This window comes from Lysinibacillus sp. 1 U-2021 (assembly GCF_029916965.1).
Lineage (GTDB): Bacteria > Bacillota > Bacilli > Bacillales_A > Planococcaceae > Lysinibacillus > Lysinibacillus capsici.
The window spans coordinates 1,853,835-1,879,374 of the sequence record NZ_CP123966.1; the positions used below are offsets into that span (position 1 = coordinate 1,853,835).

Here is a 25,540-nt window from a genome sequence, read left to right on the forward strand (position 1 = left end):
TACCTTATCCGTTCCCATAAGAAAAACCTTTGGTGTACAGTTTCTCCAAAGGTTTCTTGATTATTTTGGTTGCCATGAAACAAGCGCCGCATGGAAATCATGACGATAATAATAACGTCCATCCTTTTCTTCGATAAAAGGTAGCAGTGATTCTTCTACATGGGCTCGCTGAAAATTCGTCGTTAATATTTTTTTACTCTGCGTTGTCACAAGCTGCTCATAGCTTTCATATTCATAGACACGTTCTAGAGGGATAATCTGACAATCCGCGTAAATATCCATTTCATAGAGTAGATTCAAAAACTCGATATAATCTCTGCGCGGAAATTTAATGTCATACCCATACTTTTCATATAACTTTTCATAGTGTGGCTGAATGGGGCCTGTCGTCATCCCAATGATAGCACGCTTTCTCGCCAGCCGATTCATGTGATATAAAGCCGCTTTTATTTCATACATTCGGTAAAAACAATTCACGCCCAAGACGATATCATGTGGTTCAATCTCATCATCCTCTAAACTTTCCCACTTTGCATGAATATAGGAAACGTGCTCCTCCTGCGGTATACACTGTTGTAAGTAATGTAAAATGCTTTCCGAGCTATCTACACACGTGAGCTTCCTTACTTTATCAGCTAATGGAAATGTATAATTGCCCCACCCAGGACCAATTTCTAATACAGAATGCTGAGGTTCAATCTTTTTTTGAAGCTCCTGAAAAATCAATGTAGCATAAGGATCTGTTTGGCCCACTTTTTTACGTGCCACGGATTGGGCCCAAAATTGCTCCTCTAGCTGATCATTCACCATTCGTTCAGGCATATTGCCATGCCAGTCCTTCATGCCTTCCTGCCATAATGCCTCATAGTTAATGGCTAACGGTCCTTTTCTCGTCATATAGATACCTCTAACGATAATATTTCATATATTTTTTTCATATCAAGATTTGCTCGAACGTGGTCGGCTAACATATTATAGGCATCTTCTCTTCGTTCTGCGTCACTTTTCACATCACCTGGTAAAGCTGCTAGCCCTTTTTTCACTCGTATTTCATTGACGAGCTGACGGGTAAAGGGACGATTATGGAACAAGCCGTGGAAATACGTGCCAATCACTTGCTCATCTTGACTAACCGCTCCATCTTCTCTTCCATCCTCTAACAGTAAAAACGGTGATACCGCATCACGTAAAATTTTCGTACGTCCTAGATGGATTTCATAGCCTGTCAATGTGTCCTGCCCTCTTACGCCTGTCATTTGCACCGTTTTTTTATTGCCTACAAAAATGGTTTCCATCGGTAATAGCCCAAGACCATTTGCAGATTCACCATTCCCCTCCACTGCTTCTGGATCAAGTAATGTTTCACCAAGCATTTGGAAACCGCCACAAATGCCAATAATTTTAGTACCGCACTCACGTAAATGTGTGATGGCTTGATCGAAGCCCTGTGCTTTTAGCCAAGCTAAATCATCCATTGTACTTTTCGTTCCTGGCAGAATGAGTAAATCTGGTGTACCTAATTCATTGACATGACCAATTAAACGTACACCCACCTCAGGCTCATCGAAAAATGGATCAATATCGGTGAAGTTTGAAATACGAGGTAAACGAATCATGGCTACATCTACAGCAAATTCGCCTGGCTTTGGTTTTTTAAAACGTAGTGACGATAATGCAAGAGAATCCTCTGCTTCAATATTGACATCGACATAAGGAATCACACCAAGTACCGGAATACCCGTTTCGCGCTCCACCCATGCCAAACCATCATCCAGTAATTCACGCATGCCTCTAAACTTATTGATAATTAATCCCTTCACACGTGCTCGTTCTCCCTCATCTAACAATGCCAGTGTACCAACAATCGAGGCAAAGACACCGCCACGATCAATATCAGCAACGAGGACTACCGCTGCATCTGCTAAATGAGCCATTCGCATATTAGCAATATCGCGATCCTTTAAGTTAATTTCTGCTGGGCTACCAGCGCCCTCTAGGACAATAACATCATATGTATGTTGAAGCGTGCGTACTGATTTTTCTATGATTGGCATCGCTTCTTGCACAAAATTATTGCGGTAGCTTTTGGCATCCATATTTAAAAAATGCTTACCATGAACGATAACCTCTGACATCATATCTTGCTTCGGTTTCAGCAAAATAGGATTCATATCCGTCGTTGCAACAACACGAGCTGCCTCTGCCTGTACCCCTTGTGCGCGGCCGATTTCACCGCCATCCTTTGTAACAAATGAATTAAGAGCCATATTTTGTGATTTAAATGGGACTACCTTCAGTCCATCATCTGAAAATATACGACATAGTGCAGTACAAATCATACTTTTTCCAACATCGGAAGCTGTTCCTTGAATCATGATTGATTTTGCTGGCATAGTCACTCTCCTCCGTAATTATTCTATGGCAGAACGCATGTATTCGTTTTCGCTTTGTGTGTATTTCCTCCAGCAATTGCAAAGGGCTTTAAAATTCAAGCCCTTTCACCGCTGTAATCCCTTCATCATAATAATGCTTTGTCGCCTCAATGGTTGACACTAAATCAGCCATTGCTAGTAATGCCGGATTCGCACTTCGCCCTGTGACAACCAAATGCATTGTTGAAGGGCGATGTAGGATTGCCTCAATGACTTCTGCTAGGGGAAGAACATCATCGATTGGAAACTTGGTGATCGCTAGGGCATTGTTCAGTTCATCTAAGACCAATAAATCAATGCTGTCATCCTGTAGAGCTGCCTTCGTTTTTTTCCAAGCCTTCGCTAATGCAGCTCGATGCTCCTCAGGTGTTTTTGTCCATGTAAACCCTATGCCCATTTGTTCCATTTCTACGCCTAGCTTTCGAAGGGCAATTTGCTCTCCATAAGTACGTTCTGGGGATTTGATAAACTGCATATAACGCACATTTAAGCCTCGACCAACCGCACGCAATGTAACACCAAGTGATGCAGTCGTTTTGCCCTTACCTTCACCTGTATATACTAAAAACAAGCCTTTTCTTGCCATGCTGATAGCCTCCTTACAGCCATGTTGTCTTTTCTGCAAACGGTGTTCGTTTCTTGTCGGTTTGTTCTTGCTCCTGTGGGTAGCCAATAAATATTGTACCAACTACTTTTTGAGCGTCGCTTGCACCAATAAACGTATGCATACGAGGATCATGTACGAGGCCAACACCACGTGTACGCCAAACAAAGCCAAGACCTAGCTCCTCTGCTGTCAACCACATAGACATAATGGCACTACATACAGCAAAGACATTATCTTCTGTCGCATCTGTGTCTCCCTCTACTATGTCAGCTGTCACCACAATGGCTACAGGGGTTGTTTGTACAACCTTTAATGAACTTTCCACTAAATTTGGCTTCGTGGGAAAGCGTTCATGTAAATAAGCACTTGCCATTTCTTCATAACGCTTCATGGCTTCATCTTGAATGACATAAAAATGCCAGGGCTCACGCATCCGGTCATTCGGTGCATAGGTTGCTGCCTGTAAAATTTGCTCAATTTTTTCTTTCTCTACTGGTTGTGTCGTGTAATTACGAATTGCTCGACGTTTTTTTAATGCTTCCGTGACAGTCATAGTACTTCCTCCTTGTGCGCTTATAAGAAATGATTATGAAAAGGTAAGTCCTTGCTCTTCAAACCATTGAATTTTTTCACGTACATTGACAACCTCGCCAACCACAATCATAGAAGGATTATGGTACCCTTCACGCTCAATGATGCTAGCTATCTCATTTAACGGCCCTGTAATCGTGCGTTGCTGAGCAGTTGTTCCCCACTCAATGACTGCTACTGGCGTTGTTGCCTTCCGTCCATTTTCGATTAATTTGCGAGCAATGTAGGCAATATTACCAACGCTCATATAAAAGGCAACGGTATCTATACCCGTAGCTAATGCGGGCCAATTCAAAAAATCTTGTCCTTTTTCTTCACGACCATGTCCAGTTACAAGGGCAAAGCTTGTCGCAAAGTCTCTATGTGTAACTGGAATTCCTGCGTATGCAGGAGCTGCTATTCCCGCTGTAATCCCCGGAACGATTTCATAGGCAATGCCATGATTTTTTAATATTTCAGCTTCCTCCGCGCCTCGTCCAAAAACAAAGGGATCGCCACCTTTGAGGCGTGTAACAATTTTACCTTCTTGTGCTTTTTCCACGAGTAATGCATTTATTTCCTCTTGAATGAGATGATGCTTCCCAGGTAATTTGCCACAATAAACTAGCTCCGCATCCTTTTTTGCAAAATCAAGCAATTTAGGATTTACAAGACGGTCATAAGCAATTACATCAGACTTTTGAATACATTCCAGTCCATACACAGTAATGAGCTTCGGATCGCCAGGACCTGCTCCCACGATATATACGATTCCATCCTTCATTGCGTTGCTCCCATCAATAGTTGTTGTAAATAGGCTTCTCGTCGATCGATCTCACCATGACGTGTCCATTCAAGGATGTTTGGCTCTAGCAATGCTTGTAATGCCGCACGTCTTTGTGGACCTTTATCATACTGAGCAGCAATCATTAATCGAGCTTGCTGTAAAAAGCATACATAGTCATCATAAGCATCATCGAATTGCTCTTCTAAATCTGCTTTAATCTTACGGGCTAGGCTTGGGCTTGCTCCCGATGTCGAAACAGTTACCACCAATGGACCACGGCGAACAGTAGCAGGCGTAATAAAATCACTTTCACTTTGTTTATCTGTGCGGTTGATTAATTGCCAATGCTGTGCTGCTTCTTGAACGGCTTCGTTCACAGCTGTCACATTCGTTGCAGCGATAATGAGAATGGCATCATCTAAATCACGAGGTTCAAATTCCTTTTGCTTCCAAGTAATTTGCCCTGACTCTGCAAGTGACTGTAATGTGTCATGTAAGGTTGGACTGACAATCACGATGTTTGCCTTTGCTGGTAACAGGGATGCTACCTTCTGCGTTGCCACGTGACCCCCGCCTACAATCACTACTGTTTTATATTCTAGATTGATATGAATAGGAAAATAATTAGTCATTACTTTTCACCTTCTTACAAGCTGTTAACCAATTGTCAACTAGCTTTGGGTTTGATACAAAATGGAAATGAGTATAGCCAGCCACTAAATTTCCTTCTTGATAGCCTTCTTTCTTTTTGCCAAAACGACCAATCGTTTCATAGGCTGCTGTATTGTGAGAACCACTATATTTGGAATAATGGAACTCATGGCCCTTCGCTTGTTCCTCAGCACCAATTAAGAAATTATCGGCTGTGCCAAAAATTTCACGATAACCAAGTGCTGCTAGTTTTGTTTGCATCGCCACTTCTCCAGGAATTACCCCTACCATGTCATAACGGTCGCCATGGCTATTTGTAATGGCCTCTGTTAAATACATAAAGCCCCCACACTCAGCTAATGTTGGAAGACCTTTAGCAATGACTTGACGAATAGAGTCTTTAACGACTGTATTGGTAGCAAGTGACTCTGCAAATTCCTCAGGAAAGCCACCACCAATATACAAGCCATCTGCTTCAGCTGGTACAGGCTCATTCGCAAGCGGTGAGAAAAACTGTAGTGTCGCACCTTTCGCACGTAACAAAGCCAAGTTTTCTTCATAATAAAAATTAAAAGCTGCATCTCTTGCAACTGCTATACAAATATTTCGTGAAGGCTCCTCCCTAAATAAATGGCCTGATTCTTGCAAGATAGGAGCCTTTGTTAAATGTATTAATTGATCCAAATCAATCGTTTCCGCCATCAGGTTCCCTAGTTTATCAAAAAATGAATCTAGCTCTCCTCTTTCAATAGCAGGTACTAACCCTAAATGACGACTCGGGATATCGATCCCTTCCTCACGCTTTAGGTAGCCAATAACAGGTATGCCGCATTCTTGTTCAATAGCTGCCTTCGCAATTTCGTAATGACCGACACTACCAACCTGGTTCGCAATAACACCAACGATATTCGGCTTATCTGATAGTAATTGGAAGCCTTTCACAACTGCTGCTACGCTACGTGCCATGCTAGCACAATTGACAATTAAAATAACAGGACTCTCTGTCACTACACTAATATCAGCAGCAGACCCAGCGTCAGATAAAGGGCTTTTACCGTCATAAAAGCCCATCACACCTTCAATAATGGACACATCTGCATCTATACTTGCACGTGCCACAATATCACGGACTGCTTCGTGTGAGAACATCCAGCTATCAATATTACGTGATATTCTGCCCGTTACAGCTGTATGATAGGTTGGGTCGATATAATCAGGACCGCATTTAAAGCCCTGCACCACGTTCCCTTTGTTTTGAAGTGCCTTCATCAGTCCAATGGTAAAAGTAGTTTTGCCTACACCACTGCCCGTACCAGCTAGTACAAAGCGATTTGTTTGCATGGACTTCCTCCTTAAAATAGATATCTAGCAACTGAAATCGTAGCATTACCCGATTTTTTCTTCCCTAATAGAAGTGATGGAACCTGTGCATAGCGCATTGCTGCTGGTTCACTCACGCCGTATGCACCTGTATATTTAAAGACTGTTTCAGAGGGTGATGGAAATTCGATTTCATTTAATTCATCCGGTGTATACGTAACGAACTCCCAATCATATTTCTTCGTAATCTCTAAGAAACATTGCTCATCTTTCTTCAAATCAATCGTGCATAAGGCTTTCACACTTTTTTTCGAAAGCTTTAACTCTACCAAGGTTTCATCGATTACTTGTTCAATTTCCTCTAAAGATGTACCACGGTTACAGCCCATTCCTAGCACAATGGATTTTGGGCGATAAATAACACCGTTTTCTAGAAGAACCTCTTCTTCAGGTTCAATGATTCGATCTGTTATTAATAATGTGGCATGGGGAGTAGCTTGGATGGCTGCCTGTGTGGATGGATAGATTTTAATTTGCTCTGGCATCGGTGTATCACGCATCCACCAATCACATTCGCCTGTTTCCTGTACAATGGCTACATGTTCCTCATTTACAACAGATGCACTAACTGGTGTCAATTTATCCGCACTATCCCATACCCAGCCAAAGCGGGCTCCAAATAAATCAACTGGAATCGTCTTTTGTACATCAGAAGCCGTTGTAATAATCGGATTTGCACCAAGTGCAGCTGCCACCTCGTGTGTTAGCTCATTAGCCCCACCTAAATGCCCTGATAATACGCTAATAACATTTTCCCCTCGATCATCAATCACCACAACGCCAGGGTCTGTCTTTTTATCCTTTAAAATCGGTGCAATCATTCGTATAACTGCCCCTAGTGAAATAATTAAAATTAACCCTTTATATTGCTTAAAAAGTGTTGGCAATAGCAGACGCACTGTTCCTGTAAATAGTTGAATATGCTTTTCTCCTTCATCGCCTTGTTCAAATTTACTCATATAATATAAATCACTTGCTGCAAAGGTTTGCTGCAGACGACGTCCTATTTGGACACCATGCTTCGTAATAGCTACAACGGCATAAGGATTACGTTGGTCAACCTCTGGTAACACACCCTCTTGTAACTCAATCACTCGTCTTCACACCTTTTCTAAAGCCATGTGTAAAGCTTGCATCATATAACTTCGAACGATATTGATCCTTATCATGAATGTTCGGATCTAATGCCCAGCCCGCTAAAATCATCGCATGCTTACGAATACCATTCACACGCATCGCTTCATCTAATTCGATTAAAGTTGTTCGTACGATTTTTTGATCGGGCCATGAAGCACGTTGAATAACTGCTACAGGCGTGTCATCAGCCCAACCAGCATTTTGTAGCTCTTTGACAATTTTCTTCGTCAGCGTTGCACTAAGGAATAAGGCAATTGTACAATGATGGCTCGCTAAATCACGTAGCTTTTCAAATTCTGGTACAGGTGTGCGCCCCTCTGCACGTGTTAGAATAAGGGTTTGGGTTAGATCAGGAATTGTTAGCTCAGCTCCGATTGCAGCGGCCGATGCAAATACAGAGCTAACTCCTGGAATGACTTCATACCCAATGCCTTCCTTTTTTAATAGTGCAACTTGCTCCATAATGGCACCATACATCGCTGGGTCTCCTGTATGCATACGTGCCACTGTTTTCCCAGCATTGACTCGGTCCACCATCACAGCAACCATTTCCTCCAAATGCATACCAGCTGTACGAATGACCTCAGCATCTGGTCTAGCTTTCGCAATAAGGTCCTCACTCACTAAAGAATCTGTATACATGACAACGTCCGCTGTTTGTAACATATGTAAACCTTTGACTGTAATTAAATCTGGATCACCAGGACCAGCGCCGACAATATAGATTTTTTTCATTATTTACGCACCACCATTAATGTTAAATATTCTAAATCGACACCATCCAACTCACGCACATCCCAAATGATTTCTTCATCAGATGTTACCTTTGTCACCACGGATGCTTTATCTAATAAATCTAAATCGCGTAGCACTTCAAGCATTAAATCAATCACTTTCGCCACTTTAATAAAAACAACAGCATCATGGGTTTCAATCGCTTCACGCATAGCTTCGTAATTGTCATACGCTGGAATAATCGCAACACGATCATCACCATCCGCTAACGCAATGCCTAAGCGCGATGCAGAGCCGTTAAATGAAGAAATCCCTGGTACCGTGCGAATTTCAACATCTGGATGCTTGTCCTGCATTAGCTTCATCATATGAATAAACGTACTATACAATAATGGATCGCCCTCTGTAACAAAGGCTACATCTTTGCCTGCTTGTAATTTTTCGTAGACAAGTTCTACTGACTTTGTCCATTCACGTTCTAAAACAGCCTCATCTTTCGTCATTGGGAATACAAGACCAAGCATATCTTTTTCTTCTGGATTAATATACACATCTACAATACGATGGGCATAGCTTTTACTGCCTTTTAACTTTTTTGGGTAAGCAATAACAGGTGATTCCTGAATCACTCGAAATGCCTTTACTGTAATTAATTCTGGATCGCCAGGACCAACGCCCAAGCCATATAAAATTCCTAGATTACTCATGATTTTCTTCCTTTCGATAAGCGGAAATAATGTATATTGGATTTAATGGCACAAAGCGTGTCATATCTAAAATTGGTTTACTGCGTGCCAGCTGAGCCTGTAAAATGTCAACTGCAAAACCACAAGCTTTAAATGCCTCAACAGCTTTATATAAATTTTCAATAGTCGCCGCATTTAAGACAATGCGCCCATTTTGCTTTAAACGCTGACAGCATAATTGCAGTAACTCAACCATTTCACCACCAGTGCCCCCTATGAAAATGGCATCAGGGTCTGGAAAGTTGTCTAAACCCTCTGGTGCTTTACTATGGATAGCAGTTATATCGACTCGAAACTTTTGTTGGTTTTGAAGACAGTTTTCTAAATCAGGAGCATTTTTTTCTACGGCAAAAACTTGTCCCTCAGGAGCAAGCTTACCTGCCTCAATAGCCATGGATCCCGTACATGTGCCAATATCCCAAATAATGCTATCCCGTTGAAGCTGCATGGCTTGCAAACTTAGAACTCGAATTTCTTTCTTCGTAATAAGTCCTTTATCTGGCTTTCGTTGTGAAAATTCCTCATCATCAATCCCAAGTGTGTAGCGTTTCGGTGCTATTGTTTGTTTTAAAACCACGACATTTAAAGGAGAAAAATGAGTAACTTCCATTTCATCGAGCGAGTACCAGCCACTTTTTTCGTTGTCGCCCTGTAAATTTTCGGCTACAAAGGCACGATATTCCGTCATACCAAAATGCTTTAAATATCGAGCAAGAGCATTCGGACTATTCTCTGCATCTGTTAAAAGTGCTACTTTCTTTTTGCCATCAATTCGCTGTGCCAAGCCCTTCATTGGTCGTCCATGAATACTCGTTACGTAAGCATCCTGCCAGCTCTCTCCCATTTTCGCAAAGGCCAGCTGGACAGAGCTCATATAGGGATAAACCTCTATTTGTAGCTTTTTTGCTAAATAGCCTCCGATGCCATAAAATAATGGATCTCCAGATGCAAGAATCACGGTATTTCTTGTTTCTTCAGACAATCTTTCAACAAGTGTTGAAAGACCTCCTTTTATCAAGATTTTTTCACCCCTAAAGTCTGAGAAAAAATCAAGTACTCGCTCACCACCAACAAGTACCTCACAGTCTTCAATCCACTGAAGGTATTGCGGTAATAAGCTTGCTAATCCGTTATCCCCGATCCCAATCAACTTCATCGATCGATGCAATGTCATCAGCCCTTCCTAATAATTGTCCCTGCATCGAATAGATCGATGTGGAAAGCGTTAAACCGCCCTTAATATGATGGATAGAGGAATAGCAGCAAGCCTCACATAAACGATGGAAGAACGCATCATAGCCCTTCTCCATCATCATCTCACCTACTTGTGAAGCTGTATTTGCCTCTAGAACTTGTGCTATCGTTTCTCTATCTGCCCCTATATCCTCTGCCAGTTGTGCTAAAAAATTAAAATCGATTGGTGCACTTTTGGAATGCACCATCATGACTCCTTGTGCGACTTTAGAAAATTTCCCCATCATCCCAACGAGTGAAACTTGTTTGATGCCTAGACGCTTACAATGCTTTAATGTAAAACCTACAAAGTCACCCATTTCAATAAACGCTTCTTCTGCTAGATGTGGGTATTGTTTCATCGCAAACTTCTCACTTCGTCCACCTGTTGTCACCACTAAATGCTCACAGCCAGCCTCTTTCGCTACACTAATAGCTTGGACAATACTGGCCATATAAGCAGAACTCGAAAAAGGCACGACGGTTCCCCTTGTGCCTAAGATTGAGATGCCCCCAAGTATACCGAGTCGTCCATTTAACGTTTTTTTAGCAATCTCCTCTCCCTTAGGTACAGAAATCACCACATTCACGCCTCGAGTAATGTGAAATTCGTCCAACACACCTTGGACCGTGCTATAAATCATTTTACGGGGTACAGGATTAATGGCTGCCTCTCCGACAGGCACTGGCAGGCCAGGCTTTGTGACACGCCCGACGCCAATACCTCCATCTAAATGAATCCCAGGTGTATCTGCCCAGCTCACTGTGCCAACGATGAGTGCCTGATGGGTCGCATCAGGATCATCACCAGCATCTTTAATCGTTTCACAGCTGACAGCATTTTCTTCAAATATGCATTTTTCAATTGTAAAGGTTGCATCTCGACCAATAGGTAAATGAATCGTACTTGTCTCTTGCTCCTCCTTGGTAATAAGGGCAAGCAGTGCAGCCTTTGATACAGCAGTTGCACAGGCTCCCGTCGTATAACCGTGACGCATGTCCTTGGGGTCCTTTTTTGGCTTCCGCTCCATTATTTTTTCGCCTGTTCGTCCGCTAAAAGTGAGATGGCATTTAAAGCAGCAACCGTCACTGTACTACCGCCTTTACGACCAACATTTGTAATGTACGGAATCCCTTCTAGTTTAAGCAGCTCTTCTTTTGACTCAGCTGCTGACACAAAACCAACAGGCATACCGATAATTAAATCTGGTTTTGCTAGCCCTTCTTTAATTAATCGAATCAATTCCAGCAATGCAGTTGGTGCATTACCAATGGCATAAATACCACCTTCATGTAATTTGGATGCCTTTTGCATCGAAATAATGGCACGTGTTGTATTTTGTTTTTTCGCTTCTATTGATACATCTTCATCCGCAATATAGCAATGCAAATCACCGCCATGTTTTTGGAAACGCTTTTTACCAGAGCCACTTTCAATCATTTGCACATCTGCAATGACATGACGTCCTGCAAGAATAGACTTGATACCCGCTTCAATAGCACCTGGTGTAATGATGACACTACGACCTAGCTCGAAATCAGCTGATGCATGGATAATGCGACGTACAACTTTCCATTCATCTTCTGAGAAGTCATGCTCGCCCATTTCCTCTGCAATAATAGAGAAACTGTAATCGTAAATTTTATCTGGGTCTACCGTTAATGGTTTAAAATCTGTTTTAAAATCCATGGAAAATGCCTCCTAAATTGTATGTTCAACAGCCTGTAATACTTCTTCAAATGTTGAATATTGTTGGCCGTACTGTATATTTGGTCGTGCAATAAGAATCGTTTCAATCTGGCATGCGAGAGCTGCCTCTAGCTTCTCATCAACTGAGCCCACTTTACCGCTTTCTTTGGTAATCATCAACGTCACTCCGTATTGACGAAATAGAGCTTCATTTAATTCCTTTGAAAACGGACCTTGAATAGCCACAATATCTCGCTGCGCCACGCCAAGTGCCTCGCATTTTTCCATATTATCCAGTCGTGGAAGCATACGAGCGATTACTCTTGTATTTTCTAAGCCCTGTAAAACCCTTGTAAATGTAGCGAGTGTTTTACTACCTGTCGTTAGCATAATGACACCGCGTTTTTCTGAAGCTAGCTGAGCTGCCTCCTCATAATCCTTTACAACAGTAATCAAAGGATGGGCATAATGTTCATGAGCTCTTTCATAGCGAATATAAGGAATCTTTGCCTGCTCTGCCGCTGCCATCGCATTTTTAGAGGCTTCCTCCGCAAATGGATGAGAAGCATCTACCACCAATTGATAGCCCTGCTCTGTCATGATGGTCGCCATTTCCTCAGCTGTCAGTCTACCAATTAAATGTGGCAGGCCAACGTCAGCAAGACTAGAGGCTGCCGATTCAGTGACGACCGTAGCGGTTACCGCATAACCTGCGCTTTGTAATGCAAGGGCTAAATCCCTTGCATCACTTGTCCCTGCTAACATGAAAATCATTTTACCGGCTCCTCTTCATGATGATGGTCATGGTCATGATGGTGATGGTCATGATCGTGATGGTCGTGATGATGATGCGCATGTCCATGATCGTGATCGTGATCATGATGGTGATGATGATGTGCATGTCCATGTACTGCCGCATAGGCGCGATAATCTTCTAGATCCTGCATACCTGTTGATGTACCGTTGATTGCCTGTTCAATACGCTCTAATAAAACATTTTGTAACCGTTCATGGTAGCCAAAATAGTTAGCAATTTGAATATCACAATCTGGATAAAGTTCATTAAACTTCTCACACATGCCATGCATGCGTTCCATCAAAATGCCTGTGAATAAAAAGTATGGTAACATGATGATTTTTTTTGCACCTAGTTTGACACAACGTTCAATTCCTTCTTCAACGCGTGGATCTGTGACACCCATAAAAGCACTTTCTACGTATTTTACAGGTAGTTTTTCCCATAAAAGTCGCGTGATTTTATAAAAATCACCATTAGCAGATGGATCACTGCCACCTCGTGCAATCAATAAAATCGCTGTGTCTTCCTGCTCTTGTTCTGAATTAAAGCCAATTTCAGCTAGGCGATCTTGTAAAATGGCAAAGATTTCATCATGGATACCAATTGTTTGACCATATGTGAAGGTAATCGCTGGATAATGCTCACGCGCATGCTCGATTTCCGCTGGAATATGCAGCTTTGAATGGCCTGCATGCAGTAAAATGATTGGAATTACATGTACCTCTGTAGCTCCCTTTTTCACACAGTTTGTAATACCTTCTTCGATGTTAGGTGAAGCAAATTCAAGGAAACAAGTTTCCACTAAAAATTGTTCATCAATACGAGGTGTCATTTGTTCGATAAATGTACGAACCTCATCATTTCCTGCTGCTAAACGGCTCCCATGGCCGACAAATAAAATAGCTTTCATCTCTCTACTCCTTACTAGTCGCCGCACGGAGCTGGCTCTACTTTTATTTTGGAAGACATATCTTGATACGTAAAATGCAGTATTTTTTTCACACGTTTAAAATATTTAAATAAGCGTTCATTTGGATGAGCATTTGCTTTATATTCTTCAATAATATCTGTAATGAGTGGAATCAGTTGCTCAGGCTCCAGCCCTTCTACAACAGGCTGTGCTGCGTGTGCTGTACGACCGACTGGTTTTGCTCCAATAAAGACATCGAATTTACTTTTGCGGTAGACGATGCCAATATCATCAAATACAGCCCGATAACAGGCCATCCCACAGCCATTAAAGCCAATATTTAATGTCTTCGGTAAGGACATACCGCCTAGTTTTTCTTGTATTTCCTCTGCATATGGTATTGAATCAGCCTTTTCACCGTAGCAAAAATCACAAGCCTTCAGTGATAACACATCACCAATCGGGGCTAATAAAAACCCTACTTTCTGTAATTTCTCTGTGATCTGTTCAGGGGCAGTCGTTGGTATTTTCAAATGAATTTGATGATCTGGTGTGTATTCCATCGTCCCCTCATCCCCAACGACCTCCGCTAACGTCATCATTTGCTGGGGAGTAAAAAACTTATTGGCTACACCAGGACTTACTGCTAATTCAAAAATAGATTCTATTTTTTGCTGTACAAGCTTCGGTGTTATTTTGACTGCGCTTGTCCCTTTTACCATTGCAAGTGCCGCTGTAGCCATTTCAAGAGCTGTTTTTTTCGGCTTTGGCGTAGCGGCTATACTGGGTTTATTAAAGCGCCCTGCATTAGGATCAGCCGTAAAGTCATTTCGCGCTGTTCCTGTCTCTTGGTTCATTGCCCAAGGTTCATTTTCTTCGCGTAAACGTTGATGTGGACGTAATGGCTGTTTCTCTTCACCCAGGGTATATTTACGTTGGTAACCGCGGGGCGTAATCATCTTATTGTCATAAAAAAATGTTGACGAATTCCCGATAATGACAGTTGTCAGCATACCAATATCATGTTCTAGCATTTCTGCTAGTGTTGTCATGGTCACTTCTTGACGTTCTCGATAGGCACTTTTCACAAGCCCAACTGGTGTGTCTGGCGAACGATATTCTAAGAGTATTCGTTGAGCCTCGACAATTTGTCTTGTTCGACGTCCACTTTTAGGATTGTATAAAGCAATGACAAAGTCCGCCATTGCAGCTGCCTCGACACGCTTTGCAATTAAATTCCAAGGTGTTAGATGGTCACTCAAACTGATTGTACAAGCATCATGCATAATAGGTGCACCAAGTATGCTAGCGCATGAATTAATCGCAGAAATCCCAGGAACAATTTCTACTTCAATTCCTGTAGCTTCTGTCCAGCCTAGCTCAATTAACACCTCATAGACTAATCCTGCCATGCCATAGACGCCTGCATCACCACTCGAAATTACTGAGACGATGCTCCCTGCTTCGGCTTGACGAACGGCTTCCTGTGCACGCGACACTTCTTCTGTCATGCCTGTACTAACAATCGATTTTGTACTTACTAAATCTTGAATCAGCTCTACATAGGTTTTATAGCCTATAATCATATCACTTTGTTGTAAAGCCTCTACTGCACGTGTCGTAATATGCTTAAAATCTCCAGGTCCAAAGCCTACTACGAAAATTTTTCCTTTTTGCGCCATGTTGTTACCCCTCTTTCACCTTTTCGATCCCTTTAATGGCAGTTGTTTGAGCAGTACGCTGTAATGTACCTTCACGAAGTGTAAAGACATGTTCGTTGTATAAGGATTCATGATGTAAATCTTGTACTAGTGTTCTAGCATGCTCTGTTGATGGCACACGATACCAGTTTCCTTGAGGATAAGCGATTACCACACAAGCATCCTTGCAGCGTCCATTACAGCGCGTTCTTGTCGTATGTATTTCCTGATCGAGTGCTTGCCGCTGTATCTCATCTCGAATGGCTAAGGTAATTTCCTCCCCATCCTTTTTCATGCAGCTACTGCCATTGCAAATAAAGAGATGTGTTTTCATCCCCTCTAAATTCCAAGTTGTCATCTTCTGTCTCCCCTCATTTGCTTTTTGGAAAAAGAAAAACCTTTACTCTATAACGAAGAGTAAAGGTTTTGTAGAAGCCAAATAAAAACGAATAGAATGAAATACAGGTACCCGCTTTCGCTTCAACTTCTCCCTCCGAAAAGTTTGCATGCACAATCAAATAAGCAGGTTTCCTGACTTAAGCTTCATTTTACTGTCGCACCTTCCCAAGTTTGTACCAGTGGCTTTGCGATTTCATCAGCTATTACAGTAGCGGGGGCTGTATTGGATTTTCACCAATTTCCCTATTATCTCGAGCTATTCGAGCACTTATTGACGTTTTATATGAAATTTTTAGTAGAATTTTAAATAGAAAACTGTCTTTATCATATCTTATTATTTTAAAATTTCAATATTTCTTTAAAAATTTATGACAAATTTATCAATTTTGAATGGAACTAGGTATGAAATTTATACAATCATATAATTTGCACACAAAATTTTATCAGAATATTCACCGTTGACCTTTAATTTAAAAAATTTTATAAAAGGTATAGCATATTTATGGAAATTCATGTTACACTTTGTCGTGAAATCTCACAATTTGAATGTTTTTCGGTGCAAAGTGCTTGTCATTTTGCTTAAAAGGGAAGCCGGTTTGAGTCCGGCGCGGTCCCGCCACTGTAATAGGGAGCTTTATAGAATATGTCACTGTCCAACGGATGGGAAGACCTATAAAGCATTGAACTAGAGCCAGGAGACCTGCCGAAAAATAAGTGATCGTTTCAACCTACGAGGATAGGTGTGCGGCTTAGCAGATGAGACTGTTATTTGCTTTTTTAGCTATGCACTTTTCCACCTAAGGAGAAGTGCTTTTTTTAATTACGCACGCAATATTCTAAAAATCTATTAATTAGTTAGGAGGAAAGCTTTTTGACATTATCATGGTGGAAACTTAGTTATTTTTTACTGGCCTTTTTAATCGTGCCAAAACGTGCCTTTGCCATGCATATCATGGAAGGTTTTTTACCAATCGAATGGGCTATTTTTTGGTGGGTGATCTCTATCCCATTTATCATTCTAGGATTGCGTTCTATTCGAAAAACCATTGATGAAAATCCTGAAACAAAAATGCTTTTGGGGCTTTCAGGAGCCTTTGCCTTTGTGCTATCCGCCCTAAAAATCCCTTCAGTTACAGGTAGTTGCTCTCACCCAACTGGTGTAGGACTTGGGACAGTACTCTTTGGCCCTCTAGCAATGAGTGTAATTGGAACAATCGTTTTATTATTTCAATCTTTATTATTAGCTCATGGAGGAATTACAACTTTAGGGGCTAATGCCTTTTCTATGGCTATTGTTGGTCCTTTTATTGCTTACTTTGTCTTTAAAGGGGCTCAAAAAGTAGGGTTGTCATTTTCACTAGCCATATTCTTTGCAGCTATGCTTGGTGATTTAGGTACATACATTGTGACTTCTGTACAACTAGCACTAGCCTTTCCTTCAGAGGTTGGAGGCTTTATGGCATCCTTTACAAAGTTTGCAGGTATTTTTGCCTTAACGCAAATTCCTTTAGCAGTGAGTGAAGGAATTTTAACGGTCATTGTGATGAATTTCTTGAAAAAATACAATGTTAGCGAATTAAAAACGTTACGTGTTTTCTCAACAAAGGAGGCACATTAACAAATGAAAAAAAATTTATTGTTATTAGCAATTGTTGTGTTGTTAGCCATCATTCCCTTATTCATACAAAAAGGTGCTGAATTTGGTGGTGCTGATGGAGAAGCAGAAGCAGCTATCGGTGAAATCAATGCGGAATATGAACCATGGTTTGAAAGTCTATGGGAGCCACCAAGTGGTGAAATCGAAAGCTTATTATTCGTGCTACAGGCAGCTATAGGAGCTGGCTTTATTGGCTACTTCATCGGCTATATGCGTGGCAAACACAAAGAAGGTTAACCATTATGTTACTCATTGATAAGTATGCCTATCTGAATAAGCTAGCGTCCGTTCATCCGCTAGAAAAAATGATATTTTCACTTGGACTACTTCTCATAACGCTCATCATGAGAGATGAACGACTTTCACTCATTACATTTTTTGTAATGAGTGCTTTTATCATTTTAGGTGCAAAAATTCCGCTTGCATACTACGGCAAATTATTATTGCTACCTAGCTTTTTCTTATTAACAAGTCTCGTATCTATTTTACTTTCCTTTACATCATCAACGAATACACTCCCTGCCCATATTTGGTCGTTTACATTTAGGAATTGGACTGTCTTTATTGGGAATGCAAGTGTGTTAGCAGCGCAACAGCTGTTCTTTATTGTCCTTGGCAGCATTAGTTGTTTATACTTTTTAATTCTAACCACTTCCGTACAAGGAATATGTTATGTGCTACGACAATGGCGACTCCCCTCTTTATTAGTGGAGCTCGTCGAACTAACCTATCGTTTTATTTTTATGTTTTTAGAAAGCATGCAAAATATACATCTCGCCCAGCAAGCACGTCTCGGCTATCATTCACCGATGCAATGGCTACGCTCTGTCTCCATGCTTATTGTGGCATTATTTGTGGAAATGTTTCAGCGTAGCCGGGAGCTCAACAACGCCATACAATCACGTGGAGGCGAGGCCGTCTACTGGCAAGAGATGGGCTCTTATAGCAAGAAAAATTGGCTAGGCATGGCAGCTATTTTACTAGTCCTCATCGTATATGGAGGGTATTTTACATGACAGCATTTTATTTTGAACTCAACCAATTATCTTATGCCTATGCGGATGGTACGAAGGCGTTGTCAGATATTACATTAGACATTCCAAAAGGTAAAAAAATCGCCATACTCGGGCATAATGGCGCAGGAAAATCGACTTTATTTCAGCATCTTAACGGTATTTTAAAACCTACAGCTGGGACGATTATATTCGAAGGCAACGGTCTGGAATATAGTCGAAAAGCTTTAAAGGCCCTACGCCAAAAAGTCGGCATTGTTTTTCAGAATGCAGATCATCAGCTTTTTTCAGGGACCGTCAAGCAAGATATAGCATTTGGCCCATTGAATCTCGGCTGGTCTACTGAAAAAACGGAAGAAAAAATAGCATGGGCCGTTGCGCAAACCGAAGTGGAAGATTTGCTTGATAAACCCATTCATTTTTTAAGCGTAGGTCAGAAAAAACGTGTAGCAATGGCAGGTGTTTTAGCGATGGAGCCCTCTGTCCTTTTGTTAGATGAACCAACAGCAGGTCTTGATAATTATTATGCTACACAAGTATTACAATACTTAGCCAAATTAGATGATGGTGAGAGAACCATTTTACTAGCAACCCATGACATACCTCTCGCCTATGAATGGGCAGATCTAATCATTGTTATGGAGGCTGGAAAAATTATTTATAACGGTGATCCAATCACCTTGTTTTATGAAGACGAATTGTTACATCGCGCGCATCTTGAACGTCCATGGATTTTTGAAATGGTCATAGCTTTGCAAAAAAAGAAGCTATTGCAGGAAAATATCAACATCCCTCGTTCCAAGCAGGAGCTACAACAATTAATAGAAATGATCTAAAGCTTTTAACAATGCTAGGTTTTTTCGTTAAACCTACCAAAAATTAAAATAGCAAAGAAAAATTTTCCTACATTACGAAACTTTTCTAATCTTTGTCCGTATTAATATAGTCGAGATTTAATTTATAACACCAAGGAGAGATAACAATTGAAAAGTTGGTATAAAAAATCAGTCGCTGTTGTAGCATCTGCTGCACTCATGGTTCCTACTGCTTCTGCCTTTGCTGAGGCACCTCAGCATAAAGCGAAAAACATGCTGGCAAACAGTGCGAAACAAACAGAGAAGAATGAAGAAAAATGGATGAGTAAGGATACAATTGTTATCAAGCATTCAGGTCTTGATAAAAACGTACATAAAAAAATTGGCTCCAAGGTCATCCGCTCCATTCCTTCATTAGGGTATGATGTTGTACAACTAAATAAAGGCGTATCGATTGAAAAAGCCGTCTCTTACTATTTAAAGCAAAACGGAATATCAAGTGTATCTCCTAGTTACATCTATCATTCTTTTAATAAAGAAGCTGATCCTAAAAAACAAGAGATGTATCATTTAAACTTACTGCAAATGGATAAGGCACTAGAATTAGCAGGCAACCATGATGTCACAGTTGCTGTCATTGATTCTGGTGTAGATTTTAAACACCCCGATCTAAAGTCACAAGTACTCCCACCCTATAATGCAGCAGCACCTGCTAATACTACCTATTCAGGCGATCACGGAACACATGTGGCAGGTATTATCGCCGCAGCAAAAGATAATGGCGTAGGTGGGCATGGGATTAATCCGAATGCAAATTTACTGCCAATTGATGTATTTAATGGCAAAGAAGGTGCTAATGATTTCATCATTGCACAGGGTATTCTTTATGCAATTGAGCATGGCGTTGACGTCATTAATATGAGTCTAGGAGGCTATGGTGAATCTCCCCTGATGAAGGAAGCCGTTCAGAAGGCGATTGATAGTGGGATTACAATTGTGGCGGCCGCAGGCAATGAATCGACAGATGAATATTCCTTCCCCGCTTCTTACGAAGGTGTCATTAGTGTTGGTTCAACAAACGAACGCAACAAACTATCAAGCTACTCCAATTACGGCCCGTCTGTGGATATTGTTGCACCAGGTGAAGACATTTATAGTACCGTTCATGATGCGAAGAAAGGATCATCTTTTGTCAAATTTAGTGGAACATCCATGGCCTCTCCTGTCGTGGCAGGTATCGCCTCTCTTCTTAAATCCAAAGACTCATCTTTAAAACCGCATCAAATAGAAGCGATTTTAGAAATGACCGCACAAGATTTGGGCGAGAAAGGCTATGATCTTACTTATGGTCACGGATTAGTTGATCCTGTAAAAGCATTACAATTTGATTTAAATAAATTGCCTAAGCATTATTCAGAGACAAAGGAAGATCGTATTAAGAACGCCAAGATCCTTGCTAAAAATAAGCTAAATACAGAACAGGGTGCTTTTGAACAGCAAGACGAAAAGAAATGGTATAAAGTCGATTTAGAAGAAAATGAATATGCTCAATTAACATTAAAAGGCGCTGACAAATACGACTATGCCTTTGATTTATATTTCTACCCAAATAGCGGGATTGGAGATGTAGAGCCTATCCATGTCAATGATGTTCGCGTAGGAAAAAAAGAAGGTTATCTATTTAAAGCAGATCAAAAGGGAACGCTTGTCATTGGTGTCAAAGATCATAATGGAAGCTATAGTTTAAAAGGCAAATCTACTTACATTTTTACAGCACAAACGACGAAGGACTTGCCAATTGATACAATAGACAAGTCTACGATGGAGCCTATTAAAAAGTTCCCATATAGTACAGCAGGTAAAAACTATACATTACTGTCAAAAGATCAACAACAAGATCAAGATTACTTCACGTTCTCTGTCAAAAAACCGACGACGTTACAATTTGATCTATCGGGAATTCCAGGTGTCACTGCCTCTATGGAGCTTTATCTAAAAGATGACTTTAATCCTGTGCCACCAGAAGAAATCGATCAAGCTGAAAATGATGAAGGTGAAGAAGAAGCCTATCCAATGCAGACCGCTTATGGTACAGCAAAAGGTGAACCGGTTCGTATGATTATCGATGCTGTTCCAGATCAAGAGTACGTTTTAAGTGTATCTAATGAAAGTAATAGCGAGTTTTCTATGGAGATGTTCTTTAGTGGCGGCATCGAAAAAGAAGAAACGATCAGTGAATCGATGATCCCTTACACATTAAAAGGCGAAGTAGTTTCCCTCCCACCTGATGAGGATGGTCTCCCTATAGATGAAGCCATGATCGAAGAAAATGTTCCAGAGAGCCAATTACCGCTTATAGAAAACAACATAAAAAAACGTAATGAAATTGACAGCCTGATGAGTATGTTATTGAATCCTACGGCTTCAGGCAACCTAGAAAATGTTGACCCTATCATTAAGCAGGCAATCCGGTTTGAAATAGGTGACGATCAAAAAGCTTATTTCCAAACATATTATGATGAGGATTATTTCTTATTTAAAGCGAAGGAAGACGCCCTTTATAGCTTCAGCTTTTTGAAAGGCATGAACCAAATGCCGACAGGTACAGTGTTTGAATATGATGAAGAAACAAAAGAATTAATTCCCGTTTCTTCCTTAACTAATGACCTTGGTATACTGGCACTACTACTTGGTTCAGCTGGTAACGAAGACGATGCAAAGGTCATCCCATTGAAAAAGGACAAAACATACGTGGTAGCCGTTGTCAATGCTGGAGAACGATCTGCTGAGCCTTATACATTGAAAACAAAGAAAATAGGCGATATTCCAGCAGAGTACAATCCAAACAATCATGAGGAAGCAAAAGCGCTAAAAATTCAACCAGGTACAACTTATAAAGACCACCTGATTTATCAAGATGATGTAGATTATTACTACTATAAGCAACAAGGCAATGATGAGGTCATGAGTCTGCTTCTTTCTTCGGTTCCCTTTACAAATGAACAATTAGCTCAGCTACCTAAAGAACTACAAAAAGACTTAAAATTTGCAGGAGCTATCATCGAAGATACGAACGGCAATATGAAGATTGATGCCAAAGAAATGGAAACAGAAATTCCATTCGGACTAGGTGATAATATTCTTGAAATGTTACTTGGAATGATGGGTACAAACGATGTAAATACATCGTTTAAGGCAAAGAAGGATCGAGGCTATTTTATTCTAGTCAACAGCATGGGGCTTGGCCAAGTATCGATTCAGCCTTATACATTAACATTGTTTGATCATAAGCATGTGGATGAAGATGCGGATTCAAAATTAGTAAATGGAGTACCTAGCAAGCCATCTGTTCTTGTGAAAAAGGATGAGAAATGGGTTGCAACGCAATATTTAAATGCAGGTATACCATTTGGTGATAAAGACTATTTTGAATGGAATAACGACCAGAAACGCGAAGTCTTCTTCTCACTCCAAACCGAAAAAGCATTGGATGGTGTTATTCGAGTGTTAGATGCAAACGGAAAAACCGTCAAAACATTCGATCTTTACGGTGTTGGTGATGCCGAGGTTGGTACGGTGGAGCTAGATGCGGGTAAATATTATATTGAAGTAAGTGAGTTTGATGGCAAAGCTAGCACACAACCCTATACACTTGAAATAAAATAGTTAGAATTAAAAATATCCCCTAGATCAAAACGATCTAGGGGATATTTATGATCTGAAAGAAGCATTTTCATCCAACGATGTGCTTCACCACTTCAGCTTACATAAAATATTTAACATAATTACAATATTCATCTTGCTTCATTTGTAGCTTTTCATAAAGCTTACGTGCATTTACATTATCAGCCGCCGTTTGTAACGTGACATAGCGAGCATACTGTTGCTCGCAATAATGAAATACCTTTTCCATCAATGCCTTGCCCACCCCTAGGCCTCTAGCATCTTCTGTTACATAAATATCATTTAAAATATAGGCTCGCTGTAAAGCAATGGACGAAAATGTTGGATATAATTGTGTAAATCCAATTATCTTGTCATCCATCAGCGCGATAAAAATGACGGATTCTTTCAAGGCCAATCGTAATTGTAAAAATGCCTTGGCACTGCTTATATCTGACTCAATTCCATAAAATTGACGATATTCATCAAACAGTTTTGCTAAGTCCTCTAGTTCATCCATTGTTGCTTGTAGTATTTCCATTCTAGTCTCCCCTTGTGTCTACCCATGATTGTCTAGCTTTATAAAACTAGTTTTTATTATATAGGAAATACTGGTATAAAGAAAAGAATCTCCTCTCAATCCAGAAAAGATTCACTTTTATTCACCTAAATAATTGGCAACCTTCTTGACGATCTGCCTCCAATTTAATTCCTTGCGGGCAAATGCTTGAAGCTGGACACAAGTATCTGCCAACAATGTTTCCTGTGCTGCAACTTGTTGCAATGTCCGACCTATCGCCTCCCAATCATGTGTAGGATGGATTGTACCAAAACGCTGTTGTTGTGTAATATCAGTAGCACCATCCACATCTGTTGTCACGATATAGCAACCATTTTTAGCTGCCTCCGCAAAGACATGGGCATAGCATTCGACTAAAGACGTTAAGCAAAAAATTTTAGCCTTACGATACTCCTCTTCTAGCTGGACCTTATCAACAATAGGTCCTACCATCGTTACTTGAGCGGCAAGCGGATGACTATCTAGTAATAGTCTCAGCTCTTCTTGAAATGAGACTGACATCGGCCCTACTAAACGAAGCTCCCAATCTGGCAGTTGTGCTGCTAAAAATGCCTTGACTGTCAAAATTGTTTGCTTCTCTGGTGCATCCAATCGCCCAACTGTTAGAATTCTATTTTCTTTCTCATGAAACGGCACTGGCTCAGTGGGAAAATGTTCATAAAAACCATTGGGTATATGTTTAACATCCGATTGTGAAAAGTCTTTGATGGCTGTTTGAATAGATATGCATTCAGAGGTAAGGAGATCACAAAGCTGCAACAACTCTAAAAAATAGGGATAGGTTTTTAATCGATTTAGCCAAAATCGATTAACATCTAATTTCATATAAATTTTGCCATTTGGATTAAAATGCTTATAGGTTTTCAAAATAGCTAAATAGGATGGATAGGGTCCAATAGCAAAGGCAATGTCGATGTCCCTTGCATGCTGGGCTAAATAAGCATTCATATTCACCACATAATCATCTTCAAATGGTACAGACTCAAATTTTACAGTGGGAAAGACTTGTTGAAGTAGAGCTTCATTCATTTCTGTCGTGACAATTGTGACCTCATAGCCTAAATGTTCCCCCAACAAAATAGGTACTAGACACAAATCTTTGAAAATATGGGCATCCGAAAGTTTGTAAGATTCTACGCTACAAATAAATGCTATCCTTTTTGTCATTTTATCCCTCTTTCTAAAAAAAGCGCTCTCGCTAGTTTATGACCTCTCTTGCTAAATGTGCTTATGTTAGTAAATTTTCGTCTTTCTTATGCCATATCTCTAGTAACCATAAAAATTCTATCTAAAAACACTCTCTTAAAAACATCCTAAAATAAGCAATTGCCTACAGTAGCACTACGTCTACGCATATTGTATTAAAGGATCTACTCAGTCACATGGAACAACTCTACTAATGAACATAGAATGGAGGGATCAGATGAAGATTAGTTTTTTATCACCTGCATTTAATAGCGAAGAATGGATCGTAACGATGCTTGATAGTATTCCTAAAGAATATGCCTATGAAATTATTGTGGTAGATGATGGCTCTACAGACAATACGCTAGCCATTTTACAGGATTATCAGAAAAACTGTGCAGCTTTAAAAATCATCGTTCATCCTACGAATTTAGGTGCAAGTGTTGCCTACAATCGATGTATTGCAGAAGCGACAGGAGATTATATAGCCATCATCGATAGTGATGACCACTATTTACCTGCTATTCGCAATGTACTAGCACAAGTGGATGGCACATTTGATATTTACTATTACAACATGATTATTAAAAATGGCTTTGCTTTTATTAAAGATGAATCCAACCGCTATTCCTTGCCCGGGCAATTTAAGATTATCAGGAGAAGTTTAATTGGAGATGCGAAATTTACGATACGGAAAGATATTGCAGGAGATTGGGATTTTAATTGCGCCCTGATGGATAAAAATCCGACAAGTAAATATACTAACGAATTTGCTTATTGGTACAACTACCCTAGGGAGAACTCAGAATGTGACCTACATCAAAGAGGATTGAAATAAGAGCATGCAGGAG

The 25,540-nt window shown here is 40.5% G+C and carries 25 protein-coding genes and 2 riboswitches; of the genes, 6 read left to right on the top strand and 19 right to left on the bottom strand.

Going from position 1 to position 25,540, the window contains the following annotated elements:
* Positions 1-60: 60 nt before the first annotated feature.
* From QH639_RS09460 to QH639_RS09540, 17 genes are all read right to left on the bottom strand, one after another.
* Complete coding sequence (locus QH639_RS09460; protein WP_281115989.1) at positions 61-897, bottom strand: class I SAM-dependent methyltransferase; 837 nt, start codon at positions 895-897, stop codon at positions 61-63.
* The gene (locus tag QH639_RS09465) at positions 894-2,393 is read right to left on the bottom strand and encodes a cobyric acid synthase (protein WP_281115990.1); all 1,500 of its coding nucleotides are present in this window, start codon (positions 2,391-2,393) and stop codon (positions 894-896) included. The genes QH639_RS09460 and QH639_RS09465 overlap by 4 nt, the downstream gene beginning before the upstream one ends.
* 88 nt (positions 2,394-2,481) lie before the next feature.
* On the bottom strand, positions 2,482-3,018 hold the full coding sequence (locus QH639_RS09470; RefSeq protein WP_281115991.1) for a cob(I)yrinic acid a,c-diamide adenosyltransferase: 537 nt from the start codon (positions 3,016-3,018) through the stop codon (positions 2,482-2,484).
* Positions 3,019-3,031: 13 nt separating this feature from the next.
* The gene (locus QH639_RS09475) at positions 3,032-3,592 is read right to left on the bottom strand and encodes a nitroreductase family protein (RefSeq protein ID WP_131521534.1); all 561 of its coding nucleotides are present in this window, start codon (positions 3,590-3,592) and stop codon (positions 3,032-3,034) included.
* A 33-nt stretch (positions 3,593-3,625) separates the two neighbouring features.
* Positions 3,626-4,393, bottom strand: a complete 768-nt coding sequence (gene cobA / locus QH639_RS09480; protein WP_131521535.1) for a uroporphyrinogen-III C-methyltransferase — start codon at positions 4,391-4,393, stop codon at positions 3,626-3,628.
* Entirely contained in the window at positions 4,390-5,028 is a 639-nt protein-coding gene (locus QH639_RS09485) for a precorrin-2 dehydrogenase/sirohydrochlorin ferrochelatase family protein (RefSeq protein ID WP_131521536.1), read from the bottom strand. Before QH639_RS09485 ends, cobA begins: the two co-directional genes overlap by 4 nt.
* Positions 5,021-6,388, bottom strand: coding sequence for a cobyrinic acid a,c-diamide synthase CobB (locus QH639_RS09490; RefSeq protein WP_131521537.1), 1,368 nt, complete (start codon positions 6,386-6,388; stop codon positions 5,021-5,023). Before QH639_RS09490 ends, QH639_RS09485 begins: the two co-directional genes overlap by 8 nt.
* 11 nt (positions 6,389-6,399) lie before the next feature.
* Positions 6,400-7,521 carry a cobalt-precorrin 5A hydrolase gene (locus tag QH639_RS09495; RefSeq protein ID WP_281115993.1) on the bottom strand — a complete coding sequence of 374 codons (1,122 nt, stop codon included), beginning with the start codon at positions 7,519-7,521 and terminating at the stop codon, positions 6,400-6,402.
* Complete coding sequence (gene cobM / locus QH639_RS09500; RefSeq protein ID WP_131521539.1) at positions 7,514-8,299, bottom strand: precorrin-4 C(11)-methyltransferase; 786 nt, start codon at positions 8,297-8,299, stop codon at positions 7,514-7,516. Before cobM ends, QH639_RS09495 begins: the two co-directional genes overlap by 8 nt.
* Positions 8,299-9,006, bottom strand: coding sequence for a precorrin-2 C(20)-methyltransferase (gene cobI, locus QH639_RS09505; protein WP_004231310.1), 708 nt, complete (start codon positions 9,004-9,006; stop codon positions 8,299-8,301). Before cobI ends, cobM begins: the two co-directional genes overlap by 1 nt.
* Positions 8,999-10,219, bottom strand: a complete 1,221-nt coding sequence (gene cbiE, locus QH639_RS09510; RefSeq protein WP_131521540.1) for a precorrin-6y C5,15-methyltransferase (decarboxylating) subunit CbiE — start codon at positions 10,217-10,219, stop codon at positions 8,999-9,001. The genes cobI and cbiE overlap by 8 nt, the downstream gene beginning before the upstream one ends.
* Entirely contained in the window at positions 10,176-11,309 is a 1,134-nt protein-coding gene (locus QH639_RS09515) for a cobalt-precorrin-5B (C(1))-methyltransferase (RefSeq protein ID WP_004231305.1), read from the bottom strand. Before QH639_RS09515 ends, cbiE begins: the two co-directional genes overlap by 44 nt.
* The gene (locus QH639_RS09520) at positions 11,309-11,968 is read right to left on the bottom strand and encodes a precorrin-8X methylmutase (RefSeq protein WP_004231303.1); all 660 of its coding nucleotides are present in this window, start codon (positions 11,966-11,968) and stop codon (positions 11,309-11,311) included. Before QH639_RS09520 ends, QH639_RS09515 begins: the two co-directional genes overlap by 1 nt.
* A 12-nt stretch (positions 11,969-11,980) precedes the next feature.
* Complete coding sequence (cobK, locus tag QH639_RS09525; protein WP_281115994.1) at positions 11,981-12,742, bottom strand: precorrin-6A reductase; 762 nt, start codon at positions 12,740-12,742, stop codon at positions 11,981-11,983.
* Positions 12,739-13,677, bottom strand: a complete 939-nt coding sequence (locus tag QH639_RS09530) for a sirohydrochlorin chelatase (RefSeq protein ID WP_281115995.1) — start codon at positions 13,675-13,677, stop codon at positions 12,739-12,741. Before QH639_RS09530 ends, cobK begins: the two co-directional genes overlap by 4 nt.
* Positions 13,678-13,691: 14 nt before the next feature.
* Positions 13,692-15,359, bottom strand: a complete 1,668-nt coding sequence (gene cobJ, locus QH639_RS09535) for a precorrin-3B C(17)-methyltransferase (RefSeq protein WP_281115996.1) — start codon at positions 15,357-15,359, stop codon at positions 13,692-13,694.
* 4 nt (positions 15,360-15,363) lie between these two features.
* Positions 15,364-15,735: a (2Fe-2S) ferredoxin domain-containing protein gene (locus QH639_RS09540; protein ID WP_004231296.1), complete on the bottom strand. Its 372-nt coding sequence runs from the start codon at positions 15,733-15,735 to the stop codon at positions 15,364-15,366.
* Between the two features lie 146 nt (positions 15,736-15,881).
* A riboswitch (cobalamin riboswitch) is annotated at positions 15,882-16,063 on the bottom strand.
* 250 nt (positions 16,064-16,313) lie between these two features.
* Positions 16,314-16,498, top strand: a riboswitch (cobalamin riboswitch).
* Positions 16,499-16,647: 149 nt separating this feature from the next.
* Between QH639_RS09540 and QH639_RS09545 the strand changes: the two genes are divergently transcribed.
* From QH639_RS09545 to QH639_RS09565, 5 genes are all read left to right on the top strand, one after another.
* Positions 16,648-17,394 (top strand): energy-coupling factor ABC transporter permease, encoded by a 747-nt coding sequence (locus QH639_RS09545; protein WP_115673360.1) that lies wholly within the window; start codon positions 16,648-16,650, stop codon positions 17,392-17,394.
* A gap of 3 nt (positions 17,395-17,397) precedes the next feature.
* Complete coding sequence (locus QH639_RS09550; protein WP_009370241.1) at positions 17,398-17,670, top strand: energy-coupling factor ABC transporter substrate-binding protein; 273 nt, start codon at positions 17,398-17,400, stop codon at positions 17,668-17,670.
* Positions 17,671-17,675: 5 nt separating this feature from the next.
* Positions 17,676-18,449: a cobalt ECF transporter T component CbiQ gene (gene cbiQ / locus QH639_RS09555; RefSeq protein WP_281115997.1), complete on the top strand. Its 774-nt coding sequence runs from the start codon at positions 17,676-17,678 to the stop codon at positions 18,447-18,449.
* Positions 18,446-19,282, top strand: coding sequence for an energy-coupling factor ABC transporter ATP-binding protein (locus QH639_RS09560; protein WP_237898200.1), 837 nt, complete (start codon positions 18,446-18,448; stop codon positions 19,280-19,282). The genes cbiQ and QH639_RS09560 overlap by 4 nt, the downstream gene beginning before the upstream one ends.
* Positions 19,283-19,429: 147 nt before the next feature.
* Positions 19,430-22,927: a S8 family serine peptidase gene (locus QH639_RS09565; protein WP_281115998.1), complete on the top strand. Its 3,498-nt coding sequence runs from the start codon at positions 19,430-19,432 to the stop codon at positions 22,925-22,927.
* Positions 22,928-23,024: 97 nt separating this feature from the next.
* Here QH639_RS09565 and QH639_RS09570 read toward each other — a convergent pair whose 3' ends face one another.
* Both QH639_RS09570 and QH639_RS09575 read right to left on the bottom strand, forming a co-directional pair.
* Positions 23,025-23,465, bottom strand: a complete 441-nt coding sequence (locus QH639_RS09570; RefSeq protein WP_048392339.1) for a GNAT family N-acetyltransferase — start codon at positions 23,463-23,465, stop codon at positions 23,025-23,027.
* A 117-nt stretch (positions 23,466-23,582) separates the two neighbouring features.
* Positions 23,583-24,671, bottom strand: a complete 1,089-nt coding sequence (locus QH639_RS09575) for a glycosyltransferase family 4 protein (RefSeq protein WP_281115999.1) — start codon at positions 24,669-24,671, stop codon at positions 23,583-23,585.
* 256 nt (positions 24,672-24,927) lie between these two features.
* Here QH639_RS09575 and QH639_RS09580 point away from each other — a divergent pair, with 256 nt between their 5' ends.
* The gene (locus tag QH639_RS09580; RefSeq protein ID WP_016993848.1) at positions 24,928-25,527 is read left to right on the top strand and encodes a glycosyltransferase family 2 protein; all 600 of its coding nucleotides are present in this window, start codon (positions 24,928-24,930) and stop codon (positions 25,525-25,527) included.
* Positions 25,528-25,540: the final 13 nt, after the last annotated feature.

Coding starts and splice junctions, on each gene's coding strand:
- QH639_RS09460 (WP_281115989.1), bottom strand. CDS start 897: ATGACGAGAAAAGGACCGTTAGCCATTAACTATGAGGCATTATGGCAG.
- QH639_RS09465 (WP_281115990.1), bottom strand. CDS start 2,393: ATGCCAGCAAAATCAATCATGATTCAAGGAACAGCTTCCGATGTTGGA.
- QH639_RS09470 (WP_281115991.1), bottom strand. CDS start 3,018: ATGGCAAGAAAAGGCTTGTTTTTAGTATATACAGGTGAAGGTAAGGGC.
- QH639_RS09475 (WP_131521534.1), bottom strand. CDS start 3,592: ATGACTGTCACGGAAGCATTAAAAAAACGTCGAGCAATTCGTAATTAC.
- cobA (WP_131521535.1), bottom strand. CDS start 4,393: ATGAAGGATGGAATCGTATATATCGTGGGAGCAGGTCCTGGCGATCCG.
- QH639_RS09485 (WP_131521536.1), bottom strand. CDS start 5,028: ATGACTAATTATTTTCCTATTCATATCAATCTAGAATATAAAACAGTA.
- QH639_RS09490 (WP_131521537.1), bottom strand. CDS start 6,388: ATGCAAACAAATCGCTTTGTACTAGCTGGTACGGGCAGTGGTGTAGGC.
- cobM (WP_131521539.1), bottom strand. CDS start 8,299: ATGAAAAAAATCTATATTGTCGGCGCTGGTCCTGGTGATCCAGATTTA.
- cobI (WP_004231310.1), bottom strand. CDS start 9,006: ATGAGTAATCTAGGAATTTTATATGGCTTGGGCGTTGGTCCTGGCGAT.
- cbiE (WP_131521540.1), bottom strand. CDS start 10,219: ATGACATTGCATCGATCGATGAAGTTGATTGGGATCGGGGATAACGGA.
- QH639_RS09515 (WP_004231305.1), bottom strand. CDS start 11,309: ATGGAGCGGAAGCCAAAAAAGGACCCCAAGGACATGCGTCACGGTTAT.
- QH639_RS09520 (WP_004231303.1), bottom strand. CDS start 11,968: ATGGATTTTAAAACAGATTTTAAACCATTAACGGTAGACCCAGATAAA.
- cobK (WP_281115994.1), bottom strand. CDS start 12,742: ATGATTTTCATGTTAGCAGGGACAAGTGATGCAAGGGATTTAGCCCTT.
- QH639_RS09530 (WP_281115995.1), bottom strand. CDS start 13,677: ATGAAAGCTATTTTATTTGTCGGCCATGGGAGCCGTTTAGCAGCAGGA.
- cobJ (WP_281115996.1), bottom strand. CDS start 15,359: ATGGCGCAAAAAGGAAAAATTTTCGTAGTAGGCTTTGGACCTGGAGAT.
- QH639_RS09540 (WP_004231296.1), bottom strand. CDS start 15,735: ATGACAACTTGGAATTTAGAGGGGATGAAAACACATCTCTTTATTTGC.
- QH639_RS09550 (WP_009370241.1), top strand. CDS start 17,398: ATGAAAAAAAATTTATTGTTATTAGCAATTGTTGTGTTGTTAGCCATC.
- cbiQ (WP_281115997.1), top strand. CDS start 17,676: ATGTTACTCATTGATAAGTATGCCTATCTGAATAAGCTAGCGTCCGTT.
- QH639_RS09560 (WP_237898200.1), top strand. CDS start 18,446: ATGACAGCATTTTATTTTGAACTCAACCAATTATCTTATGCCTATGCG.
- QH639_RS09570 (WP_048392339.1), bottom strand. CDS start 23,465: ATGGAAATACTACAAGCAACAATGGATGAACTAGAGGACTTAGCAAAA.
- QH639_RS09575 (WP_281115999.1), bottom strand. CDS start 24,671: ATGACAAAAAGGATAGCATTTATTTGTAGCGTAGAATCTTACAAACTT.
- QH639_RS09580 (WP_016993848.1), top strand. CDS start 24,928: ATGAAGATTAGTTTTTTATCACCTGCATTTAATAGCGAAGAATGGATC.